Here is a 16192-nt window from a genome sequence, read left to right as displayed (position 1 = left end):
GTGACTACCAACCCCAGGCAAACCCCAACACGACGAAACCCCCGAACCCGTAGGTTCGAGGGTTTCCGATGTCCTGAGACATCACACTGTCGGGGCGACAGGATTTGAACCTGCGACTTCTTGCTCCCAAAGCAAGCGCGCTGCCAAGCTGCGCCACGCCCCGTCTCGCCGAGTGCGCATGCGGTCCGCGACTCCGGTACGCTTACGCCCTGACGACCGGATGAAGTCTAGACCAGACTTCGACCGGTTCGCGCGGACGTAGCTCAATGGTAGAGCCCTAGTCTTCCAAACTAGCTACGCGGGTTCGATTCCCGTCGTCCGCTCACGTGAGGAGAAGGCCAGGTCATCCCGCCTCGGGGGCCTGGCCTTCGTCGTGCCGCGCACTGGTGCTCAACCGTTGCCGAGCAGGTCGTAGCCGACGAACGTGAACATGCGCTCTCCCGTGACCAGGGGTTGCGGGGTGCCGGTGAAGCGGTGCGCGCCGACGCCGTAGCCGGCGTCCGGTTCCGACAGCCATTCGAGGTGGAAGCCGCGCTCCTCGAACCAGCGGCAGATCTGCGGCACCAGGTCTGGCGGCCTGCGGTGGCGCGTCCAGACGACCGTGCCTCCTGCGCGGCACAGCTGGGCGAACGTGGCGATCGTACGCTCGACGTCCTCGCCCGCGATGTTGCCGAACACGCCGCAGGCGAGCACGATGTCGGCGGGGACCATGCCCTGGTAGTGGTCGGTGAGCGCGGCGTCGGCGGTGATCACCTCGACCTGGACCAGGCCTGCCTCGCCGGCCTTCTCCTCGGCCTTCGCGGTGTTGCCCGGGTCGAGCTCCACGAGACGGCCCAGCACGTCGTCGCGGCGGGGATGGCCGTCGAGCACCTCCAGCAAATCACGGCCCTGGCCGGCGCAGAGGCTCACGAGCCTCAGCGGACCTGGCGGGCAGGCGTCGAGTGCCAGCCGGATCCGCTGCTGCACGACCCGCAATCGTCGCGCCAGGCGCGAACCGGGGTCGTCGTACTCGTCGTGCCACGCCTGCCAGTCCATGGACGGATCTTATGATCGAGTGCACTTCCGCGACCGCGGTGCGGCGGGCAGGCCGGGTGGGGGGCGCTCGTAAGCTGGTTCCGATGCGTGCGCGACCGATCTCCCGTGACGTTCTCGTCGACGAGCTGGCCGAGCGGGTCTCCCAGTGGCCACGCGGGCGTCGGGTGCGGGTGGTCGTCGACGGGGCGCCTGCCGGACGGCCGGAAACGCTGGCCGACGACCTCGTCGCGCCGCTCCGGCTGCGCGGCCGGCCTGTGCTGCGGGTCTCCGCGGGTGACTTCCTGCGGTCCTCGTCTCTGCGGCTGGAGCACGGCAGGGCCGATCCTGACGCCTTCTACGAGGACTGGCTCGACGTCAAGGCGCTGCGCAGGGAGGTGCTGGATCCCCTGGACGATGGCGGCTCGGGGCGCGTGCTGCCGGCTCTGTGGGACAGCCGGATCGACCGGGCGTACCGGCTGCCCTATGAGGAGCTTCCGCCGGGCGGGGTGGTGATCGTGGACGGGACGCTGCTGCTGGGACGGGGGCTGGCGTTCGAGCTGAGCGTGCATGTGTGGTTGTCCGCGGCGGCGCTGGGGCGCCGCACGTCCGAGGAGGAGCGGTGGCGCCTGCCCGCCTATGAGCGGTACGAGCGCGAGGTGCGGCCCCAGGAGGCGGCCGACGTCGTGATCAGGGCCGATCATCCCGACCGGCCCGCGCTCCTCCTGTGACCCGGCGCCGGATCGGCCGTCCGCGACCGCCGTGCGAACGGCAGGAAACGGGCTGCCCTCTCGGGCGCCGAGCTGCCGGGATGAGGGTGGCCGCCGGCGGGCGGCCACCTGTCAGCGTGCTGTCGGGCGCTTGCCGTGGTTCGCCTTCTTCTTCTTCTTGCGTGCCTTGCCCTTGCGTGCTCGCCTGGCCATAAGCTCGCCTCCGGAGTCGGTGTCCTCCCAACGTCTCTCGCCCGTGCTGACCAGCGCAAGCCATCCGTAGCGAACTAACATTCCCCAACAGCGTCGTGTCATAATTTGGTGGAATCTGTTGGAAGGAGCGGGCGTGCTCGCACAGCAGCGTCAGCAGACGATCCTCGAACGCGTGCGCAGCAACGGCGGTGTCCGGGTCGCCGACCTCGTACGCGAACTCGGCGTCTCCGACATGACCATCCGCCGCGACCTCGAGGTGCTGGCCGAACGCGGTCTGCTGGAGAAGGTGCACGGTGGCGCGACCGCGCTCGGCCCCGGATCGACCGAGGAGCCGGGCTTCACCGCGAAGTCCGCCCGCCAGCAGCAGGAGAAGGAGGCCATCGCGCGGCACGCGGCCAGGCTGGTACGCCCCGGCACCGCCGTGGCGCTGTCGGCGGGCACCACCACGTGGGCGCTGGCCCACCACCTCATCGGCGTTCCCGAGCTGACCGTGATCACCAATTCGATCCCCGTCGCCGAGGTCTTCCATCGCAACCCGCGCGCCGACCGCACCGTCGTGCTGACCGGCGGCGTGCGCACGCCGTCCGACGCGCTGGTCGGCCCGGTGGCCGTGGCCGCGATCCGCCGCCTGCACGTGGACACGCTCTTCCTCGGCGTGCACGGGATGAGCGTGCGGGCCGGCTTCACCACGCCCAACCTGCTGGAGTCGGAGACCGACAGGGAGCTTGTGACGGCCGCGCACCGGCTGGTCGTCCCTGCCGACCACACCAAGTGGAACACGGTGGGCATCAGCACCATCGCCGAGCTGAGCGAGGCCGACGTGGTCATCAGCGACGCGGGGCTGCCCGAGGACGCACGCACCGAACTGGCCGAGCGGGCCGGAGAACTGATCATCGCGGAGGACACGCATTGAAGCGCACCGTCACCCATCTGGCCGACGGCCGAGAGCTGATCTACTTCGACCGGCGCGACGACGCCGACCGGAGCGCGATCGACCGGCGCCCGCTTGAGCCCCGGCCGGTGGCGTCCGAGCTGCGCTACGATCCGCTGACCGAGGAGTGGATCGCGATGGCCGGGCACCGGCAGACGCGGACGTTCCTGCCGACGGGCACGTCCGCCGAGTGCCCGTTGTGCCCGTCGTCGGACACCCGGGCGACGGAGATCCCTGCGTACGACTACGACGTGGCGGTGTTCGAGAACCGCTTCCCCTCCTTCTCCACGAATTTTGGGACTTATCAAGATGTGGGTGGGCTGAGTGAGGTTCGTCCGGGAGTGGGGCGGTGCGAGGTGGTGTGCTTTACCTCGGATCACTCGTCATCCTTCTCGAAGCTCTCCGACGCCCAGGTGCGGCTGGTCATGGAGGCGTGGGCCGACCGTACGGCCGAATTGTCCGGGATCGAGGGCGTGGAGCAGGTGTTCTGCTTCGAGAACCGGGGCGAGGAGATCGGCATCACGCTGGCGCATCCGCATGGCCAGATCTACGCCTACCCGTACGTCACGCCCAGAACGAAACTCCAGCTCGGCGCCGCGGCCCGCTACCAGGGCCCGGGCAACCTGTTCGCCGACGTGCTGGCCGCCGAACGTGCCGCCGGGACACGGGTGGTGGCCGGCAACGAGCTGTGGACGGCGTTCGTGCCCGCGGCCGCGCGCTGGCCGTACGAGGTGCACGTGTATCCGCACCGGCAGGTGCCGGACCTGGCGGCGCTCACGGAGGAGGAGCGTGCGGCGTTCGCCCCGCTCTACACCTCGGTGCTGCGGGCCTTCGACGGGCTGTTCGGGGTCGTGATGCCGTACATCTCGGCCTGGCACCAGGCCCCGGTGCGGCGGGACCGCGAGCTCGCGTACCTGCATCTGGAGCTCTTCAGCATCCGGCGGGCGCCCAACAAGCTCAAGTATCTGGCGGGCTCGGAGTCCGCGATGGGCGCGTTCGTCAACGACGTGCTGCCGGAAGAGGCCGCGCGCATGCTCCGATCACAAGTAGATCAAGAATAGATTTCTACTTAAGGTCGCATGTCTCGTGATCTACCACTAATATCCCCTTATGCATCGGCCGTAACAGCCGTTGCACCGCCTAATCCTGGGCGAGTTGCCCGGGAGCCGGGGACCCATCGCACCTGGGGTGAATCCACATCCGTGGTAGGGATACGCAGCTCCCATACCCGAACCCGTCAGCTAACCCGGCCGGCAGAGGGAGAGGAACACCTACGTGGCGGCTTCGTCCCCCGCGAGTCTTGCCATCGGTCTCATCGCCGCCGCCGCCGCCGTCGTCGTTTCGGCGGCCCCGGCGTCCGCGGCGTCCACGGCCCCCAAACCCAAGGAGTCGGAGCTGCGCGCGCAGCTCAAGCAGCTCAACAAGAAGGTCGACAAGCTGATCGAGGCCTACAACCTCAAGCGCGTCGAGCTGGCCAAGGCGCAGAAGTCCGCCAAGGCGGCCAAGGCCCGGCTGGCCACCGCCGAAGAGGCGCTGACGACGGCCGAGAAGCGGGTCGCCGAGATAGCCCGCCTGCGCTACCAGAACGGCAACCCCGGAGTGCCCGTATTCATGTTGCCGGAGAACAGCGGCGGCGCCGCGGTGCTCAATCAGGTCACCGCCGAGCAGCAGGCGTTCGTGCAGGGCGTGGCCAGGGCGCGCGACGAGAAGAAGAAGGCCTCCGCGCAGGCCGTCGAGCTCGCCGACAGGATCCGCAAGGACGCGGCCGAGGTGGCCGGTCAGCGCGACGAGGCCGAGGACGTCATCGACGACATCGAGAAGAAGCTCCAGGACCTGGTGCCGTTCGGCACCAACCGCAGGTCAGACGGCGGCTGGGCACCCGAACTCCCGTCCGGCTCCGACAACATCACGCCGCGCACGCGGCTGATGAAGGAGCAGATCGGCAAGAACTTCGCGCTGCCCTTCACCGTCGGCTGCTTCCGCTCGGGCTCCAGCGGCGAACACCCCCTGGGCCGGGCCTGCGACTTCATGATGAGCACGGGCGGCTCGATGCCCTCCGCCGCCAACGCCGCCCTGGGCGACCGCATCGCGGAGTGGGCCATCAAGAACAAGAGCAGGCTGGGCGTCAAGTACGTCATCTGGAAGCAGCGCATCAACCACGGCTCGGGTTGGAGCACGATGTCCAACCGGGGCAGCATCACCGAGAACCACTACGACCACGTGCACATCTCGATGAACTGAAAAAGGGACGAATAGCATCTGATGAGCTATTCGCCCATTTGAAGAATGCGTTTGAGCTGTTCATCGACCTACAGGAGCGACATTCGCCAAGATCATCGCACGTGTTGATGTGCGGCTATCTGCCTGCGACTTTCCGGGTTCGCCGGAAGGGATCTCGCATCAGATGCGAGCATGTCGCATCCGATGCGAGGTGGTGTTGGGGTGAAACGGGTCTCCGTGGAGGGCGCCGCACATCGCCATGGGAGTGGCTGCCTGGGGATGTAGAGGACTAGGCGACGGAGTTACTGTCGGCGCCGGGGTCGCGGGCGCGCTCGACCGTTCGGAACTACCTGAACCAGATTGCGATGTTCTGCGACTACCTCACCGACGCCCGCTACGGGTGGGCGGAGCAGTGTGTGGAACATTTCGGGACGCATCCGGCACAGACCTGCCACGAGGACAACATGCCGTCGCACTCCTCGCCCTATGAGGGACGGCCTGAAGTGCGGGCGCTGACCCGTCGGGAGTTGCAGGACTTCTTCGACTACGCCGACGAGCAGGTGCTTAGGACGCGGGCCTCAGGCCGGAAGAGGTGGTTGCCGGCGTTCCGGGACGCGACCTCGTAGCTTCTGGTCTTGGGCCATCAAGTCCAGAAGCCTGCCGCCCTTGGAAATCCCCGCCAGGATCAACACCGAGCCGTCCCAGTTCACCCCGGCCGACCACCGATGGGCGCAAGCACGACGCCTGCTGACCGAAGTCACGCTCCCGACCGGCGATCGGGTCGCCGGCCTCTTGGTCCTGCTGTTCGCTCAGCAGGTTAGCCGGATCGCCCTACTCACCCGCAGTCACATCCACCATCGCGACGACGGACGCACCGAACTCAGCCTCGGTGCCACGAACGTCGTACTCCCTGGCCCACTCGCCGACCTGATCATCCAACTCCCCACGCCGCGCAGCGATGGCACCGCTCGCCACCTCCACGACGGAACCTGGCTATTCCCCGGCCGTCGCCCCGGCCAGCCCCTCCACCCCACCAGCTTGTCCCGCCGCCTAACCCAGCTCGGCATCGATGCCCGTCCAATCCGTCTGATGACGCAGGTGCCCGTCTCGGCCGGGGGCGTGCAGTGCGAACGGCACCGCCTAGCCGCCGCCCAGCACGGTGCCATCGGCGTCGAGGGCGAGATCCACCGCAACGGCCTCGTGGCCGCTTACGAGCTCCGCGCCACTCATTCGCCGGAACCGCACCCCAGTGATTCCGGCGCACCGCTGTGAGTTTCATCGACATGCCTCATGATCGACGAGGCAGGACAATTCTGGCGCGACCCTACCGCGATCGAGTTCTTCGCCTTCCAGCGGCATTTCGTGTTCGGCTTGTGGCGGCACGTGCCCGGGCAAAGGACGCCCGAGACCTCATGCGTACGGCTGCGACCACACCGGCCGCGACCGTACGCGAAGATCTGCGCATCCAGGATTCCTCGGATGAAGGGTCTGCCGACCGGTTCTCAGCGGCTCACGGCGGTCTGCTGTTCGATCCGCGACAACTTCTCGGGATTGCGCACATGGTAGACGCCGGTGACGTAGCCGTTCTCCACTCGCACCGCCACCACGCCGTCGATCTCGCCGTTGACTCGGACGAGCAGCCCCGGGCCGCCATTGATCTGCACCAGCTCAACCGACCTTTCCGCATCGCGCTTCCACCAGCCGACGGCCAGCAGGCTAGCAACGTTGTCAGCTCCCACAATGGGCCGCAGCAGGGCATGCTTGACTCCGCCGCCGTCGCTCAGGGCGACGACGTCCGGCGCGAGGATGTCGAGCAGGCTCTGCAGCTCGCCGGTTTCGACCGCTCGCTTGAAAGCCCGGAGGGCAGCCCGGTGCTCGGCCGGGGAGCCGGTGCCGCGTGGCCGGCGCGCGGCGACGTGTGCCCGTGCCCGATAGGCGAGCTGACGGACCGCGGACGAGCTCTTGTCGACGGCCTCGGCGATCTCTTCGTAATCCAGATCGAACACCTCGCGCAGCACGAACACCGCCCGCTCGATCGGCTGGAGCGTCTCCAGCACCAGCAGCATCGCCATCGAGACGCTGTCGGCCAGCTCCACGTCCTCGGCCACATCGGGCACGGTCAGCAACGGCTCGGGCAGCCACGGTCCGACGTAGGACTCCTTACGCCGGCCGAGCGCACGCAGCCGGTCCAGCGCCTGCCGGGTGACGATCCGCACCAGGTAGGCACGCTCCTCCCGCACGCTGTCGAGGTCGACGCCCACCCAACGCAGCCATGCCTCCTGCAGGACGTCTTCGGCGTCGGCGGCCGAGCCGAGCATCTCGTAGGCGACGGTGAACAACAGGTTGCGATGGGCGACGAACGCCTCGGTGGCGGAGTCCACGCAGTCGGCATGATCGGACGGCCCCGGTGTGTCCGTCGTTCGCTCGCCGCGCTCACTCATGCCTGGCCCCTGCCTGTCCGCACTCAGCTTTATCACACGCACAAGACGCCGCTGCCGATTGCTTCGTAACACCTGCGATCCGTGGCCCACGTCACACACCAGCGCTGTTACGGGGGGCGGGTGACCGGCGTCTCGTGGTCGTCAGGACGCCGCGCGAACGATCCGTACGGCACGCGACACCACGAGCCCGCATTCGAGAAGGGAACCCTTCGCCATGTCCGCACCCACGACCGACCTCCGGTCGCGCATGCCCAGCCCTCTCCCGTTCGTCCCCGAGATGGCAGAAGCCGCCGGAGCCTTGCACAAGGTCATCAAGAACGGCGCGATTCCGCAGGTCACCGTCCACCTGCTGCAGCTGCGCGCCGGGCAACTGCTCGGCAGCACGTACTTCACCATCAGGGAAACCGGCAACCTCCGCCAGGCCGGGGAGTCAGAGAAGCGCATCACCGCCGTGGCGACCTGGCGGGACGCCACCTGCTTCACCGACGCCGAACGGATCGCGCTGGAACTGGTAGAGGCGGTCCTCACCCCGAACCCGTCCGGGGAACGCGTCCCCGACGAGCTGTACGCCAAGGCGTCCGCGCACTACGACGACAAAGCGCTCTGGACGCTCATCATGGCGATCGCCCACATCGGCTTCTTCACCCCCGCCGCTCTCATCGCCAAGCCGATCCCCGGCATGCCCCCCGGCCAGAACTACAGCGCGTAAGAAAGGCACCCAGCATGAGCATCACCACGTTCGCGGTGGCAGGAGCGACCGGGCGGCTGGGCCGCCACGTCGTCGACGTCCTCACCGAACGGGGGCACGAGGTCGTGCCGATGTCACGAGCCACCGGCGTGGACATCATCACCGGTGAGGGCCTGGCCGAGGCGCTCACCGAGGTGGATGTCATCATCGACGTCGCCTCGTGGCACGCCTCCGACCAGGAGGCGGCGACGGAGTTCTTCCGCACCTCGGCCCGCAATCTGCACGAGTACGGTCAGAAGGCGGGGGTCGCCCAGATCTCCGTGGCGTCCATCATCGGCGTTGACAAGGCCACCGCCGGTTTCCTCGCCGCCAAGAAGGTGCACGAGGAACTCCTCCTGTCCGGCCCGCTTCCTGTCCGCATCCTGCGGGCCGCCCAGTTCCACGAGTTCGTCGGTCAGCTTCTGGACTGGCAGGAGGGCGACGTCGCCTACATCCCGGCCCTGCCCACCCAGCTCGTGGCCTGCCGCACCGTGGCCGAGGAACTGGTCGGCCTGGCCCTCAACCCTGGCGAGCCCGCTCCAAGAACGCCGATCCCCGAGATCGCCGGACCCCGCAAGGAGACCTTGGCGGAGGCGGCCCGGCTCCTCGGCGCCCGCCGAAGCATCAAGGTCGTGGGCGTCGACGGCTCGGGCATGCCCGATGCCGAGATCGCCGCTGAGGGCGGGTTGCTGCCGAGCCCGCACGCCAAGCTCGCCGGCCCAACCTTCCAGGAGTGGCTCGACACCCAACCCTGAGCCGGCCGTATGACCGCGGCCTGGCCTTGTTCTCGGAGCTCCACGACCCGGAGCTCCGGGAACAAGGCTTCCTCCGAGCTCGCTCGCCGGCGGCGTTCGGGGGGTCAGTTTGACGCCTGGACTCATCACCGCATCCCGGAAAGGGGCTCACTCATGCCCGTCTCCGCTATCGACACCACAACCGCACTCGTCCTCATCGACCTGCAGAACGCCGTCGTCGGCCGCCCCGCAACGCCCTTTACCGGCGCCGAGGTGGTGGCCCGTGCGGTCGAACTGGCCGACGCCTTTCGCGACCACAGCGCTCCGGTTGTCCTGGTTCGGGTCACGGCCCGCGCGGACGGATCGGATGCTGCTCCAGGACGCACCAAGATCAAGATTCCGCGCCCGCCTGGCCCCCTTCCCGCGGGCTGGGACGCCATCGTCGATGACCTGGCCGGCCACCCCGGCGACATCACCGTGACCAAGCGCACCTGGGGCGCCTTCTACGGCACCGACCTCGATCTGCAACTGCGCCGCCGCGGCGTCACACAGGTCGTCCTGGCCGGGATCGCCACCAGCATCGGCGTGGAGTCCACCGCCCGCGCCGCCTACGAACACGGCTACAACGTCACGCTGGTGACCGACGCCATGACCGATCTGGACGCGCAGGCACATCGCCACAGCCTTGAACGGATCTTCCCGCTCCTTGGCGAGAGCGCTACCACCGCCGAGGTCATCGACCTGCTGGCCAAGACCCGCGCCTGACGAGCTCACACGATCACCAGATGAATGGACACATGATGACGCAAACGCCGGAATTGCCGCTGCAGATGCGGCGGAACGGGTTCGACCCGGTCGAGGAGCTGGCCCGGACCCGCGACGACGAGGGTGGTGCGGGTGGAGACGCCGTTCGGCCTGCCCGCGTACCTGGTCTGCCGCCATGAGGATGTTCGCCAGGTGCTGTCGGATCCGGCCCGGTTCAGCAGTGCCCTGACGCCGTTCCCGGGATCCGGGCAGATGGACGCCGAGGAGCTGGCCAGGATGCGGGCCGGGCAGCTGATCGGGTTCGACCCGCCTGAGCACACGCGATTGCGGCGGATGCTCACCCCGGAGTTCACGGTACGGCGGATGCGCAGGCTGGAGCCACAGATCACCGAGATCGTCCAGACGGCTCTGGACGACCTGGAGCGGGCCGGTAGGCCGGCCGACCTGGTCGCGCACTTCCCTGCTGCGCAGCGGTCCCCCGCCGAGCAGACGCGCCTTGATCTGGCTCGCCGTCCTTCTCGGCTGGCTCGCCCTGGGCGCGGCCTTCGGCCCTGTCGTGGCACCGTTCACGCAGGGCTGAGACAGCCCGGCCGTCAGCCCGTCAGCCGCAGCGGGTTGACCAGGTCGGCGTAGATGAGCAGGCCCGCCATGATCATCATGACGATGGCGATCGCGTAGGTCAGGGGCAGCACCTTCGCGATGTCCACGTAGCCGGGCTCGGGCCTGCGCAGGATCTTGGCGTAGGCCCGCTTGATGCCCTCCCACAGGCCACCGGCGATGTGCCCGCCGTCGAGCGGCAGCAGCGGGATGAGGTTGAACATGCCGATCGCCAGGTTGAACCCGGCCAGCAGGTTGACGAAGATGGCGATCTTCTTCTCGTTGGACAGGTCGGAGGCGAGGATCTCGCCGCCCATGCGGCCCGCGCCGACGACGCCGACCGGGCCTTCGGGGTCGCGCTCCTCGCCGGAGAAGGCGGCGTGCCAGACACCGACCATCTTCTCCGGCAGGTTGAGCAGCGAGCTCGCGACCCTGCCCGTCAGCTCGCCCATGTAGCCGATGACCTGGCCCATGCTCTGCTGCTGCATGACCTCGGTGGGCAGCACGCCGAGGAAGCCGACGTTTCTGTCGATCTTCTCGGGGTCTTCGAGGTTGGGCCGGTCCTGGGCGATGAGCGTGACGGTGAGCGTCATCGGCTTGCCGTCGCGGACGATGCCGAGCTGCACGGCGCCCGCCCCGTGGGAGCGGATCAGGTCGGTGGCGACGACCCAGTCGTCGATCTTCTTGCCGTCGAAGGAGACCAGGTGGTCGCCCGGCTTGAGGCCCGCCTGCACGGCCGGGGTGAGCCGGTCACCGGGCTTGCAGACGTTGCGCTGCTCGGAGATGGGGATCACGCAGGTGTTGGTCTCGGGCGAGACGATCGGGGCCCACGTCGGCAGGCCGATGCCGACCAGCAGGATGCTGAAGAAGACGAAGGCCAGCACGAAGTTCATCGCCGGGCCGCCGGACATGATGATGACCTTCTGCCACCACTTCTTGCGGTAGAAGACGCGGTCTTCGTCGCCCGGCCGCACCTCTTCCAGGGCGGCGTCGCGGGCGGACTCGATGAGCCCCTGGAACGGGCCCGTCGCGGTGCTCCTGGCCTTGGAGGGGTCGTCACCCGGGCGGGGCGGCAGCATGCCGATCATGCGGATGTAGCCGCCGAGCGGGATCCACTTGATGCCGTATTCGGTCTCGCCCTTCCGCCGCGACCAGGCCGTCGAGCCGAAACCCACCATGTACTGGGTCACCCGCACGCCGAAGATCTTGGCGGGCACCAGGTGACCGAGCTCATGCAGCGCGATGGAGAACATCAGCCCGAGGAGGAAAAGGATGATCCCCACGAGATAGAGCCAGTTCATCGAGTCGCGCTCCACGGCAGACGGCAGGACCGGCGAAGAAACCGCCAACCCAAGGGTAGTCGAATCTGCCGCCCGGTACGGCTTGCCCGCCTTTTGCAACGCATTGACAGTACGCGATCAAACGATCACCCTAAGAGACGATGGAGGGGGAGTCCTTGATCCGCATACTGATCGCAGAGCACCTGCCCTTGGTGCGTCGTGGCCTGCTGGCCATCCTTGGAGCCGAGCCCGATCTGCGGGTCGTGGCGCAGGCGGGATGCGCGGACGACGCGGTGCGGGCGGCCGTCGAGAGCTGCCCCGACGTGGCTGTGGTCGACGCGGGCCTGCCGGGGAGCTCCGTTCTGGCCGGGCTCTCCGAGCAGGCGCCGCGCTGCAGGGTGCTGATGTTGTCGGCCGATCCCCATCCAGGGCAGGTGCGCAGGGCGCTGGCCGAGCGCGCGCTGGGATTCATGAGCCTGTGCGTGCCGCCGGAGCGGCTGGCCGAGGGGGTGCGCCTGGTGGCGGCGGGCCGCCGGGCCATCGAATCCGAGCTGGCCGCGGCTGCGCTCCAGTGCGAGACGAATCCGCTCACCAGGAGGGAGCTCGACGTGCTGCGCGTCGCGGCGGGCGGGGCCCGCTCGACCGAGATCGCCGACCAGCTCTTCCTGTCGGTGGGCACCGTGCGCAACCATCTGTCGCGCATCATGTGCAAGACCGGGGCCCGCAACCGGCTCGACGCCGTGCGCATCGCCAGCGACCAGGGCTGGCTGTGACGGGACCCGGTGGAGCCGCGCCGCTCCGCCGGGGCCCGAACCTCTAGAGGATCTCAGCAGCGTCGAGCCCGCTGCCAGTGACTGCCAACACGACCTGAACCATGTGGTTCGTCATCAGGGGCGCCAGATCAGCACCAATGCGCAGTCGTCGTTGTGGCCGGAGGCCATGGCGTTGACCAGCGGGCGCGCACCGTCGCGGAATCCGGACGGCAGCAGCCGCTCCGCCTCGCCGAGCAGCCGGTCGAGCCCGGCGTCGATGTCGCGCCCCGGCTGCTCGATGAGGCCGTCGGTGAAGAGCAACAGCGCATCGCCCTTGCGCAGGGTGCCGCTGTCGGGCTCGCAGTGCAGGTCGGGCACCACGCCGAGCACCACACCCTTGGCCGAGGCCACCTGCCAGTTGCCGGTGCCCGCGTCGAACTTCACCACCGGCGGATGTCCGGCCGAGGTGATCGTGTAGTCGCCCGTGTCGAGGTCGAGCCGCACGTGCACCGCGGTCACGAACCCCTCGTCGCCTCGCTGGCGGTGCAGATAGGTGTTGCAGGCGGGCAGGAAGTCGTCGACCGATCCGAGCAGCCCGCCGAACGTGCCGGACAGCAGCAGCGCCCTGGTGCCCGCGTCGACGCCCTTGCCGGACACGTCGACCAGGGCGATCTCGACGGAGTTGCCGTCGCGCATGGACACCAGGAAGTCGCCGCCGAACGACGACCCGCCGGCCTGCTTGAGCACCACCTTGCCGCCCCAGTCCTTGGGCAGCGGGGGCAGCTCGCCCTGGCTCTTGAGGCGGTCGCGCAACTCCAGCAGCATGGCGTCGCCGCGCAGCCCCTGCACGCCGAGCTTCCCCCTGGTGCGGGCCATGAGCACGGCGAGCACCGTGGTGAACACGATCGTCACGGTCAGTCCGACGCCGATCCGTGCGGGGCCCAGCGCGATCGCGATGTAGCCGAGCGCGACGCCCACGCCCACGAGGAGCTTGACCAGGCTGCGCAGCCGGAGCTGGAGCCCGCCGATCAGGGTGACGAGGATGAGCAGGGAGGGTGAGAACCACTCGGTCGAGGCCTCGACCGCGAGGAACCCGATGACGAGCGCGAGAACGGTCAGCGTGAGGAGCAGGTTGCGGTCGCGGGCCAGCGGCCCTCGCCGGATGAACCGGACGGCCGCCACCAGCCCCGGCACCCGCACCAGGACGGCACGGACCCGTGGCGGGATCAGCGGCGCCGGTCGGGAACTCATGATGGGCCTGACTGTATCGGTCTGACCGGTGTTTGGGCAGCCCACTTGACCAAGGCCTTGATCATTAAGCACGTATATTCGGTGGCCCTCCCGCTTTGCCCGCTCCTACCGTGGACAGATGACGTATCCGATCCGCCCGATTGACGAGTCCGAGTGGCCGGCGTTCGCGCTGGTGCTCGAAGAGGCGTTCGGCTGGCGGCCGAATCCCGCGCAGAACGAGCGCTACAAGGCCGAGACGGAGTTCGACCGCACGCTCGCGGCCTTCGACGGAGACCTCATCGCGGGCGTCACCTCCATCTACAGCCTCACCATGACCGTCCCCGGCGGGCAACTCCCCGTCGCGGGCGTGACGGCCGTCAGCGTGCTGCCCTCCCATCGCCGCCGCGGCGTTCTGTCGTCGCTGATGCGCAGGCAGCTCTCCGACATCCGGGAGCGTGGGGAGAGCGTCGCCGCTCTCTACGCGTCCGAGGCTCCCATCTACGGCAGGTACGGCTACGGCAGGGCGTCGAGCGAGCTGTCGTTCCACCTCAGGAAGCAGGGTTCGGCGTTCGTCGGCAACGCTCCGTCGGACCCGTCGCTCAGGCTCAGGGTCGCCAGGCCCGCCGACGTACGCGCCGACCTGGAGAAGGTGTTCGCCTCCGTCGTGGCCCGGCGTCCCGGCCGCTACGAGCGCAACGCGCGGTTCTGGGACGCCGTGCTGGCCGACGAGGAGGCCGACCAGGGCGGGGCCGGCCCGTTGCGCTCGGTGCTGGCCGAGGACGACGGCGGCGTGCGCGGCTACGCCCTGTTCCGGATCAAGTCGTCGTGGGACGCCAGCGGCCTCCCCGACGGGGAGCTGAAGCTGCTGGAGCTGGAGGCGGCCGACCCGGCGGCGTACGCGCTGCTGTGGCGCAGCGTGCTCGACCGCGATCTGGTCTCACGGATCGACGCCCGCCCCAGGCCGGTGGACGACCCCCTGCTCACGCTGCTTGCCGACCCGCGGCAGGTGCGCGCGAGCTGGAACGACGAGTTGTGGGTACGCGTGGTCGAGGTGGAAAAAGCTCTCGTCTCCCGGTCGTACTCCGCGCCTGTGGACGTGGTGATCGAGGTCGAGGACGACGTGTGCCCGTGGAACGCCCGGCGCTGGCGGCTGGCCGCCGGCCCCGCGGGCGCGGCGTGCACGCCCGTCGAGGACCAGCCTGACGTGACGCTGCCGGTGGCCTCGCTCGGCTCGGCGTTCCTCGGTGACGGCCTGCTCATGCAGCAGCTGGCGGCGGGGCTGGTGCACGAGCACTCCACCGGCGCGCTGCGTTCGCTGGCCACCGCCATGTCGTGGAACCCGAAGCCATGGGCAGGGCTGACGTTCTGACGTAGGGTCGGGGACATGGCCCTGCAAAGCCTGCAGATCACCGCGACCGTCGCCATGCGTGCCCGCGACGTGTCGAGACCGTCGAAAGAGCAGCAGGAGGCCGCCGACCGGCGGCCTCTGCGTGACGAGATGCCCAGGCGCGAGCCCAAGCGCAAGGGTTAGGGCAGGGAGGGCAGCTGGCCGATCGTCTCGTAGGTGTCGAGCTGGGCGATCCGCCTGCTGTGGCGCTCGCTGCCGGAGAACGACGTGGTCAGGAAGACCTCCACGAACCTGGTCGCCTCGTCGAGGGCGTGCATGCGCGCGCCGACGCTGACGACGTTGGCGTTGTTGTGCTCGCGGGCCAGGGCGGCCGTCTCCTCGCTCCAGGCCAGTGCCGCGCGGATGCCGCGCACCTTGTTGGCGGCGATCTGCTCGCCGTTGCCCGAGCCTCCGATGACCACCCCCAGACTGCCGGGGTCGCCCGAGACGCCTTCGGCCGCGCGCAGGACGAACGCGGGATAGTCGTCCTCCGCGTCGTAGACGAAGGGACCGCAGTCGATCACGTCGTGACCGTGGTCCTTGAGCCAGGACACGAGGTGGTTCTTCAGCTCATAGCCGGCATGGTCGGCACCGATGTAGACACGCACATGACCAGTCTTCCACAGCCCTCGCCGATCAGGCCCTCTTGTAGAGTAAGGACCTATCCCGCTATCCAGTCCTTACGAAAGCAGAAATCGTATGCGCGAGATCCGCATCATCGGCGATCCGGTGCTGCGCACGACCGCCGATCCCGTCACCGACTTCGACCGCGACCTGCGCCGGCTGATCGACGAGATGTTCCAGGCGATGTACGCGGTCAACGGCGTCGGCCTGGCGGGCCCCCAGATCGGCGTGTCACGGAGGTTGTTCGTCTACGACATCAGCGGGCGCAAGGGTCACGTGGTCAATCCGCGGCTGACCGTCGACGACCCGGAGGAGGCGCTCGACGAGGAGGGCTGCCTGTCGGTGCCCGACCGCCGCACGGGCCAGCCGATCTACGCCCCTGTCGCGCGGGCCGCGGGCGTCACCGTCGAGGGCGTCGACCGGCTGCAGCGGCCCGTGCGCGTCAAGGCGCGCGGATCGCTGGCGCGCTGCTTCCAGCACGAGACCGAGCATCTGGACGGCAAGCTGTACGTCGACCGCCTCCCCAGAAACGAAGCCCGCGAGATCATGCTCAGGGCGTAGGTTGGCCGC

The 16192-nt window shown here is 68.7% G+C and carries 20 protein-coding genes, 2 tRNA genes and 1 riboswitch; of the genes, 15 read left to right on the top strand and 7 right to left on the bottom strand.

Annotated elements, in window-relative coordinates:
* Positions 1-89 precede the first annotated feature (89 nt).
* Positions 90-163 (bottom strand) — tRNA-Pro (locus ACZ6SA_RS39055).
* Between the two features lie 89 nt (positions 164-252).
* On the opposite strand from ACZ6SA_RS39055, the gene ACZ6SA_RS39050 reads away from it, so the two are divergent.
* Positions 253-323, top strand: a tRNA-Gly gene (locus ACZ6SA_RS39050).
* Between the two features lie 67 nt (positions 324-390).
* Here ACZ6SA_RS39050 and ACZ6SA_RS39045 read toward each other — a convergent pair.
* Complete coding sequence (locus ACZ6SA_RS39045) at positions 391-1035, bottom strand: SAM-dependent methyltransferase (protein WP_465833906.1); 645 nt, start codon at positions 1033-1035, stop codon at positions 391-393.
* Between the two features lie 83 nt (positions 1036-1118).
* On the opposite strand from ACZ6SA_RS39045, the gene ACZ6SA_RS39040 reads away from it, so the two are divergent.
* Entirely contained in the window at positions 1119-1742 is a 624-nt protein-coding gene (locus ACZ6SA_RS39040; protein WP_465833904.1) for a nucleoside/nucleotide kinase family protein, read from the top strand.
* A gap of 111 nt (positions 1743-1853) precedes the next feature.
* Here ACZ6SA_RS39040 and ACZ6SA_RS39035 read toward each other — a convergent pair whose 3' ends face one another.
* Positions 1854-1934 (bottom strand): 50S ribosomal protein bL37, encoded by an 81-nt coding sequence (locus ACZ6SA_RS39035; RefSeq protein ID WP_465833913.1) that lies wholly within the window; start codon positions 1932-1934, stop codon positions 1854-1856.
* A gap of 133 nt (positions 1935-2067) precedes the next feature.
* Here ACZ6SA_RS39035 and ACZ6SA_RS39030 point away from each other — a divergent pair, with 133 nt between their 5' ends.
* The 5 genes from ACZ6SA_RS39030 to ACZ6SA_RS39010 all read left to right on the top strand — a co-directional run bounded on the left by ACZ6SA_RS39030 (position 2068) and on the right by ACZ6SA_RS39010 (position 6357).
* Entirely contained in the window at positions 2068-2847 is a 780-nt protein-coding gene (locus ACZ6SA_RS39030; protein ID WP_347779365.1) for a DeoR/GlpR family DNA-binding transcription regulator, read from the top strand.
* Entirely contained in the window at positions 2844-3926 is a 1083-nt protein-coding gene (gene galT / locus ACZ6SA_RS39025) for a galactose-1-phosphate uridylyltransferase (RefSeq protein ID WP_465833902.1), read from the top strand. Before ACZ6SA_RS39030 ends, galT begins: the two co-directional genes overlap by 4 nt.
* A gap of 66 nt (positions 3927-3992) precedes the next feature.
* Positions 3993-4135, top strand: a riboswitch (cyclic di-AMP (ydaO/yuaA leader).
* A 5-nt stretch (positions 4136-4140) separates the two neighbouring features.
* A complete protein-coding gene (locus tag ACZ6SA_RS39020; protein ID WP_465833900.1) occupies positions 4141-5106 on the top strand; it encodes a coiled-coil domain-containing protein in 966 nt (321 codons plus the stop codon).
* Between the two features lie 344 nt (positions 5107-5450).
* Positions 5451-5711 carry a hypothetical protein gene (locus ACZ6SA_RS39015; RefSeq protein ID WP_465833898.1) on the top strand — a complete coding sequence of 87 codons (261 nt, stop codon included), beginning with the start codon at positions 5451-5453 and terminating at the stop codon, positions 5709-5711.
* Positions 5712-5751: 40 nt separating this feature from the next.
* Positions 5752-6357 carry a hypothetical protein gene (locus ACZ6SA_RS39010; RefSeq protein WP_465833896.1) on the top strand — a complete coding sequence of 202 codons (606 nt, stop codon included), beginning with the start codon at positions 5752-5754 and terminating at the stop codon, positions 6355-6357.
* Between the two features lie 230 nt (positions 6358-6587).
* Here ACZ6SA_RS39010 and ACZ6SA_RS39005 read toward each other — a convergent pair whose 3' ends face one another.
* Positions 6588-7526: an RNA polymerase sigma-70 factor gene (locus ACZ6SA_RS39005; protein ID WP_465833894.1), complete on the bottom strand. Its 939-nt coding sequence runs from the start codon at positions 7524-7526 to the stop codon at positions 6588-6590.
* 214 nt (positions 7527-7740) lie between these two features.
* Here ACZ6SA_RS39005 and ACZ6SA_RS39000 point away from each other — a divergent pair, with 214 nt between their 5' ends.
* The 4 genes from ACZ6SA_RS39000 (at position 7741) to ACZ6SA_RS38985 (ending at position 10385) form a co-directional block, all read left to right on the top strand.
* A complete protein-coding gene (locus tag ACZ6SA_RS39000; RefSeq protein WP_465833892.1) occupies positions 7741-8235 on the top strand; it encodes a carboxymuconolactone decarboxylase family protein in 495 nt (164 codons plus the stop codon).
* A gap of 14 nt (positions 8236-8249) precedes the next feature.
* Positions 8250-9008, top strand: a complete 759-nt coding sequence (locus ACZ6SA_RS38995) for an SDR family oxidoreductase (RefSeq protein WP_465833890.1) — start codon at positions 8250-8252, stop codon at positions 9006-9008.
* 153 nt (positions 9009-9161) lie between these two features.
* The gene (locus ACZ6SA_RS38990) at positions 9162-9752 is read left to right on the top strand and encodes an isochorismatase family protein (RefSeq protein WP_465833887.1); all 591 of its coding nucleotides are present in this window, start codon (positions 9162-9164) and stop codon (positions 9750-9752) included.
* Between the two features lie 132 nt (positions 9753-9884).
* Positions 9885-10385 carry a hypothetical protein gene (locus ACZ6SA_RS38985; protein ID WP_465833885.1) on the top strand — a complete coding sequence of 167 codons (501 nt, stop codon included), beginning with the start codon at positions 9885-9887 and terminating at the stop codon, positions 10383-10385.
* Here the strand turns inward: ACZ6SA_RS38985 and ACZ6SA_RS38980 are convergent.
* A complete protein-coding gene (locus ACZ6SA_RS38980) occupies positions 10346-11650 on the bottom strand; it encodes a M50 family metallopeptidase (protein ID WP_347649002.1) in 1305 nt (434 codons plus the stop codon). The two genes, ACZ6SA_RS38985 and ACZ6SA_RS38980, sit on opposite strands and share 40 nt — an antisense overlap.
* A gap of 155 nt (positions 11651-11805) precedes the next feature.
* On the opposite strand from ACZ6SA_RS38980, the gene ACZ6SA_RS38975 reads away from it, so the two are divergent.
* A complete protein-coding gene (locus ACZ6SA_RS38975; protein ID WP_347649003.1) occupies positions 11806-12402 on the top strand; it encodes a response regulator transcription factor in 597 nt (198 codons plus the stop codon).
* A 114-nt stretch (positions 12403-12516) separates the two neighbouring features.
* Here ACZ6SA_RS38975 and ACZ6SA_RS38970 read toward each other — a convergent pair whose 3' ends face one another.
* Positions 12517-13632, bottom strand: a complete 1116-nt coding sequence (locus tag ACZ6SA_RS38970) for a PP2C family protein-serine/threonine phosphatase (RefSeq protein ID WP_347649004.1) — start codon at positions 13630-13632, stop codon at positions 12517-12519.
* A gap of 118 nt (positions 13633-13750) precedes the next feature.
* Between ACZ6SA_RS38970 and ACZ6SA_RS38965 the strand changes: the two genes are divergently transcribed.
* Both ACZ6SA_RS38965 and ACZ6SA_RS38960 read left to right on the top strand, forming a co-directional pair.
* The gene (locus tag ACZ6SA_RS38965) at positions 13751-14980 is read left to right on the top strand and encodes a GNAT family N-acetyltransferase (protein WP_465833882.1); all 1230 of its coding nucleotides are present in this window, start codon (positions 13751-13753) and stop codon (positions 14978-14980) included.
* 15 nt (positions 14981-14995) lie between these two features.
* Positions 14996-15142, top strand: a complete 147-nt coding sequence (locus ACZ6SA_RS38960; RefSeq protein WP_347623940.1) for a hypothetical protein — start codon at positions 14996-14998, stop codon at positions 15140-15142.
* Here the strand turns inward: ACZ6SA_RS38960 and ACZ6SA_RS38955 are convergent.
* A complete protein-coding gene (locus ACZ6SA_RS38955; RefSeq protein WP_443156153.1) occupies positions 15139-15606 on the bottom strand; it encodes a ribose-5-phosphate isomerase in 468 nt (155 codons plus the stop codon). The two genes, ACZ6SA_RS38960 and ACZ6SA_RS38955, sit on opposite strands and share 4 nt — an antisense overlap.
* Positions 15607-15697: 91 nt before the next feature.
* On the opposite strand from ACZ6SA_RS38955, the gene def reads away from it, so the two are divergent.
* The gene (gene def / locus ACZ6SA_RS38950; protein ID WP_347649007.1) at positions 15698-16183 is read left to right on the top strand and encodes a peptide deformylase; all 486 of its coding nucleotides are present in this window, start codon (positions 15698-15700) and stop codon (positions 16181-16183) included.
* Positions 16184-16192: the final 9 nt, after the last annotated feature.

The organism is Nonomuraea sp. NPDC049378, from assembly GCF_055586745.1.
The sequence above is the reverse complement of the archived record's forward strand: the minus strand, read 5'-3'. Positions and strand labels throughout refer to the sequence as shown.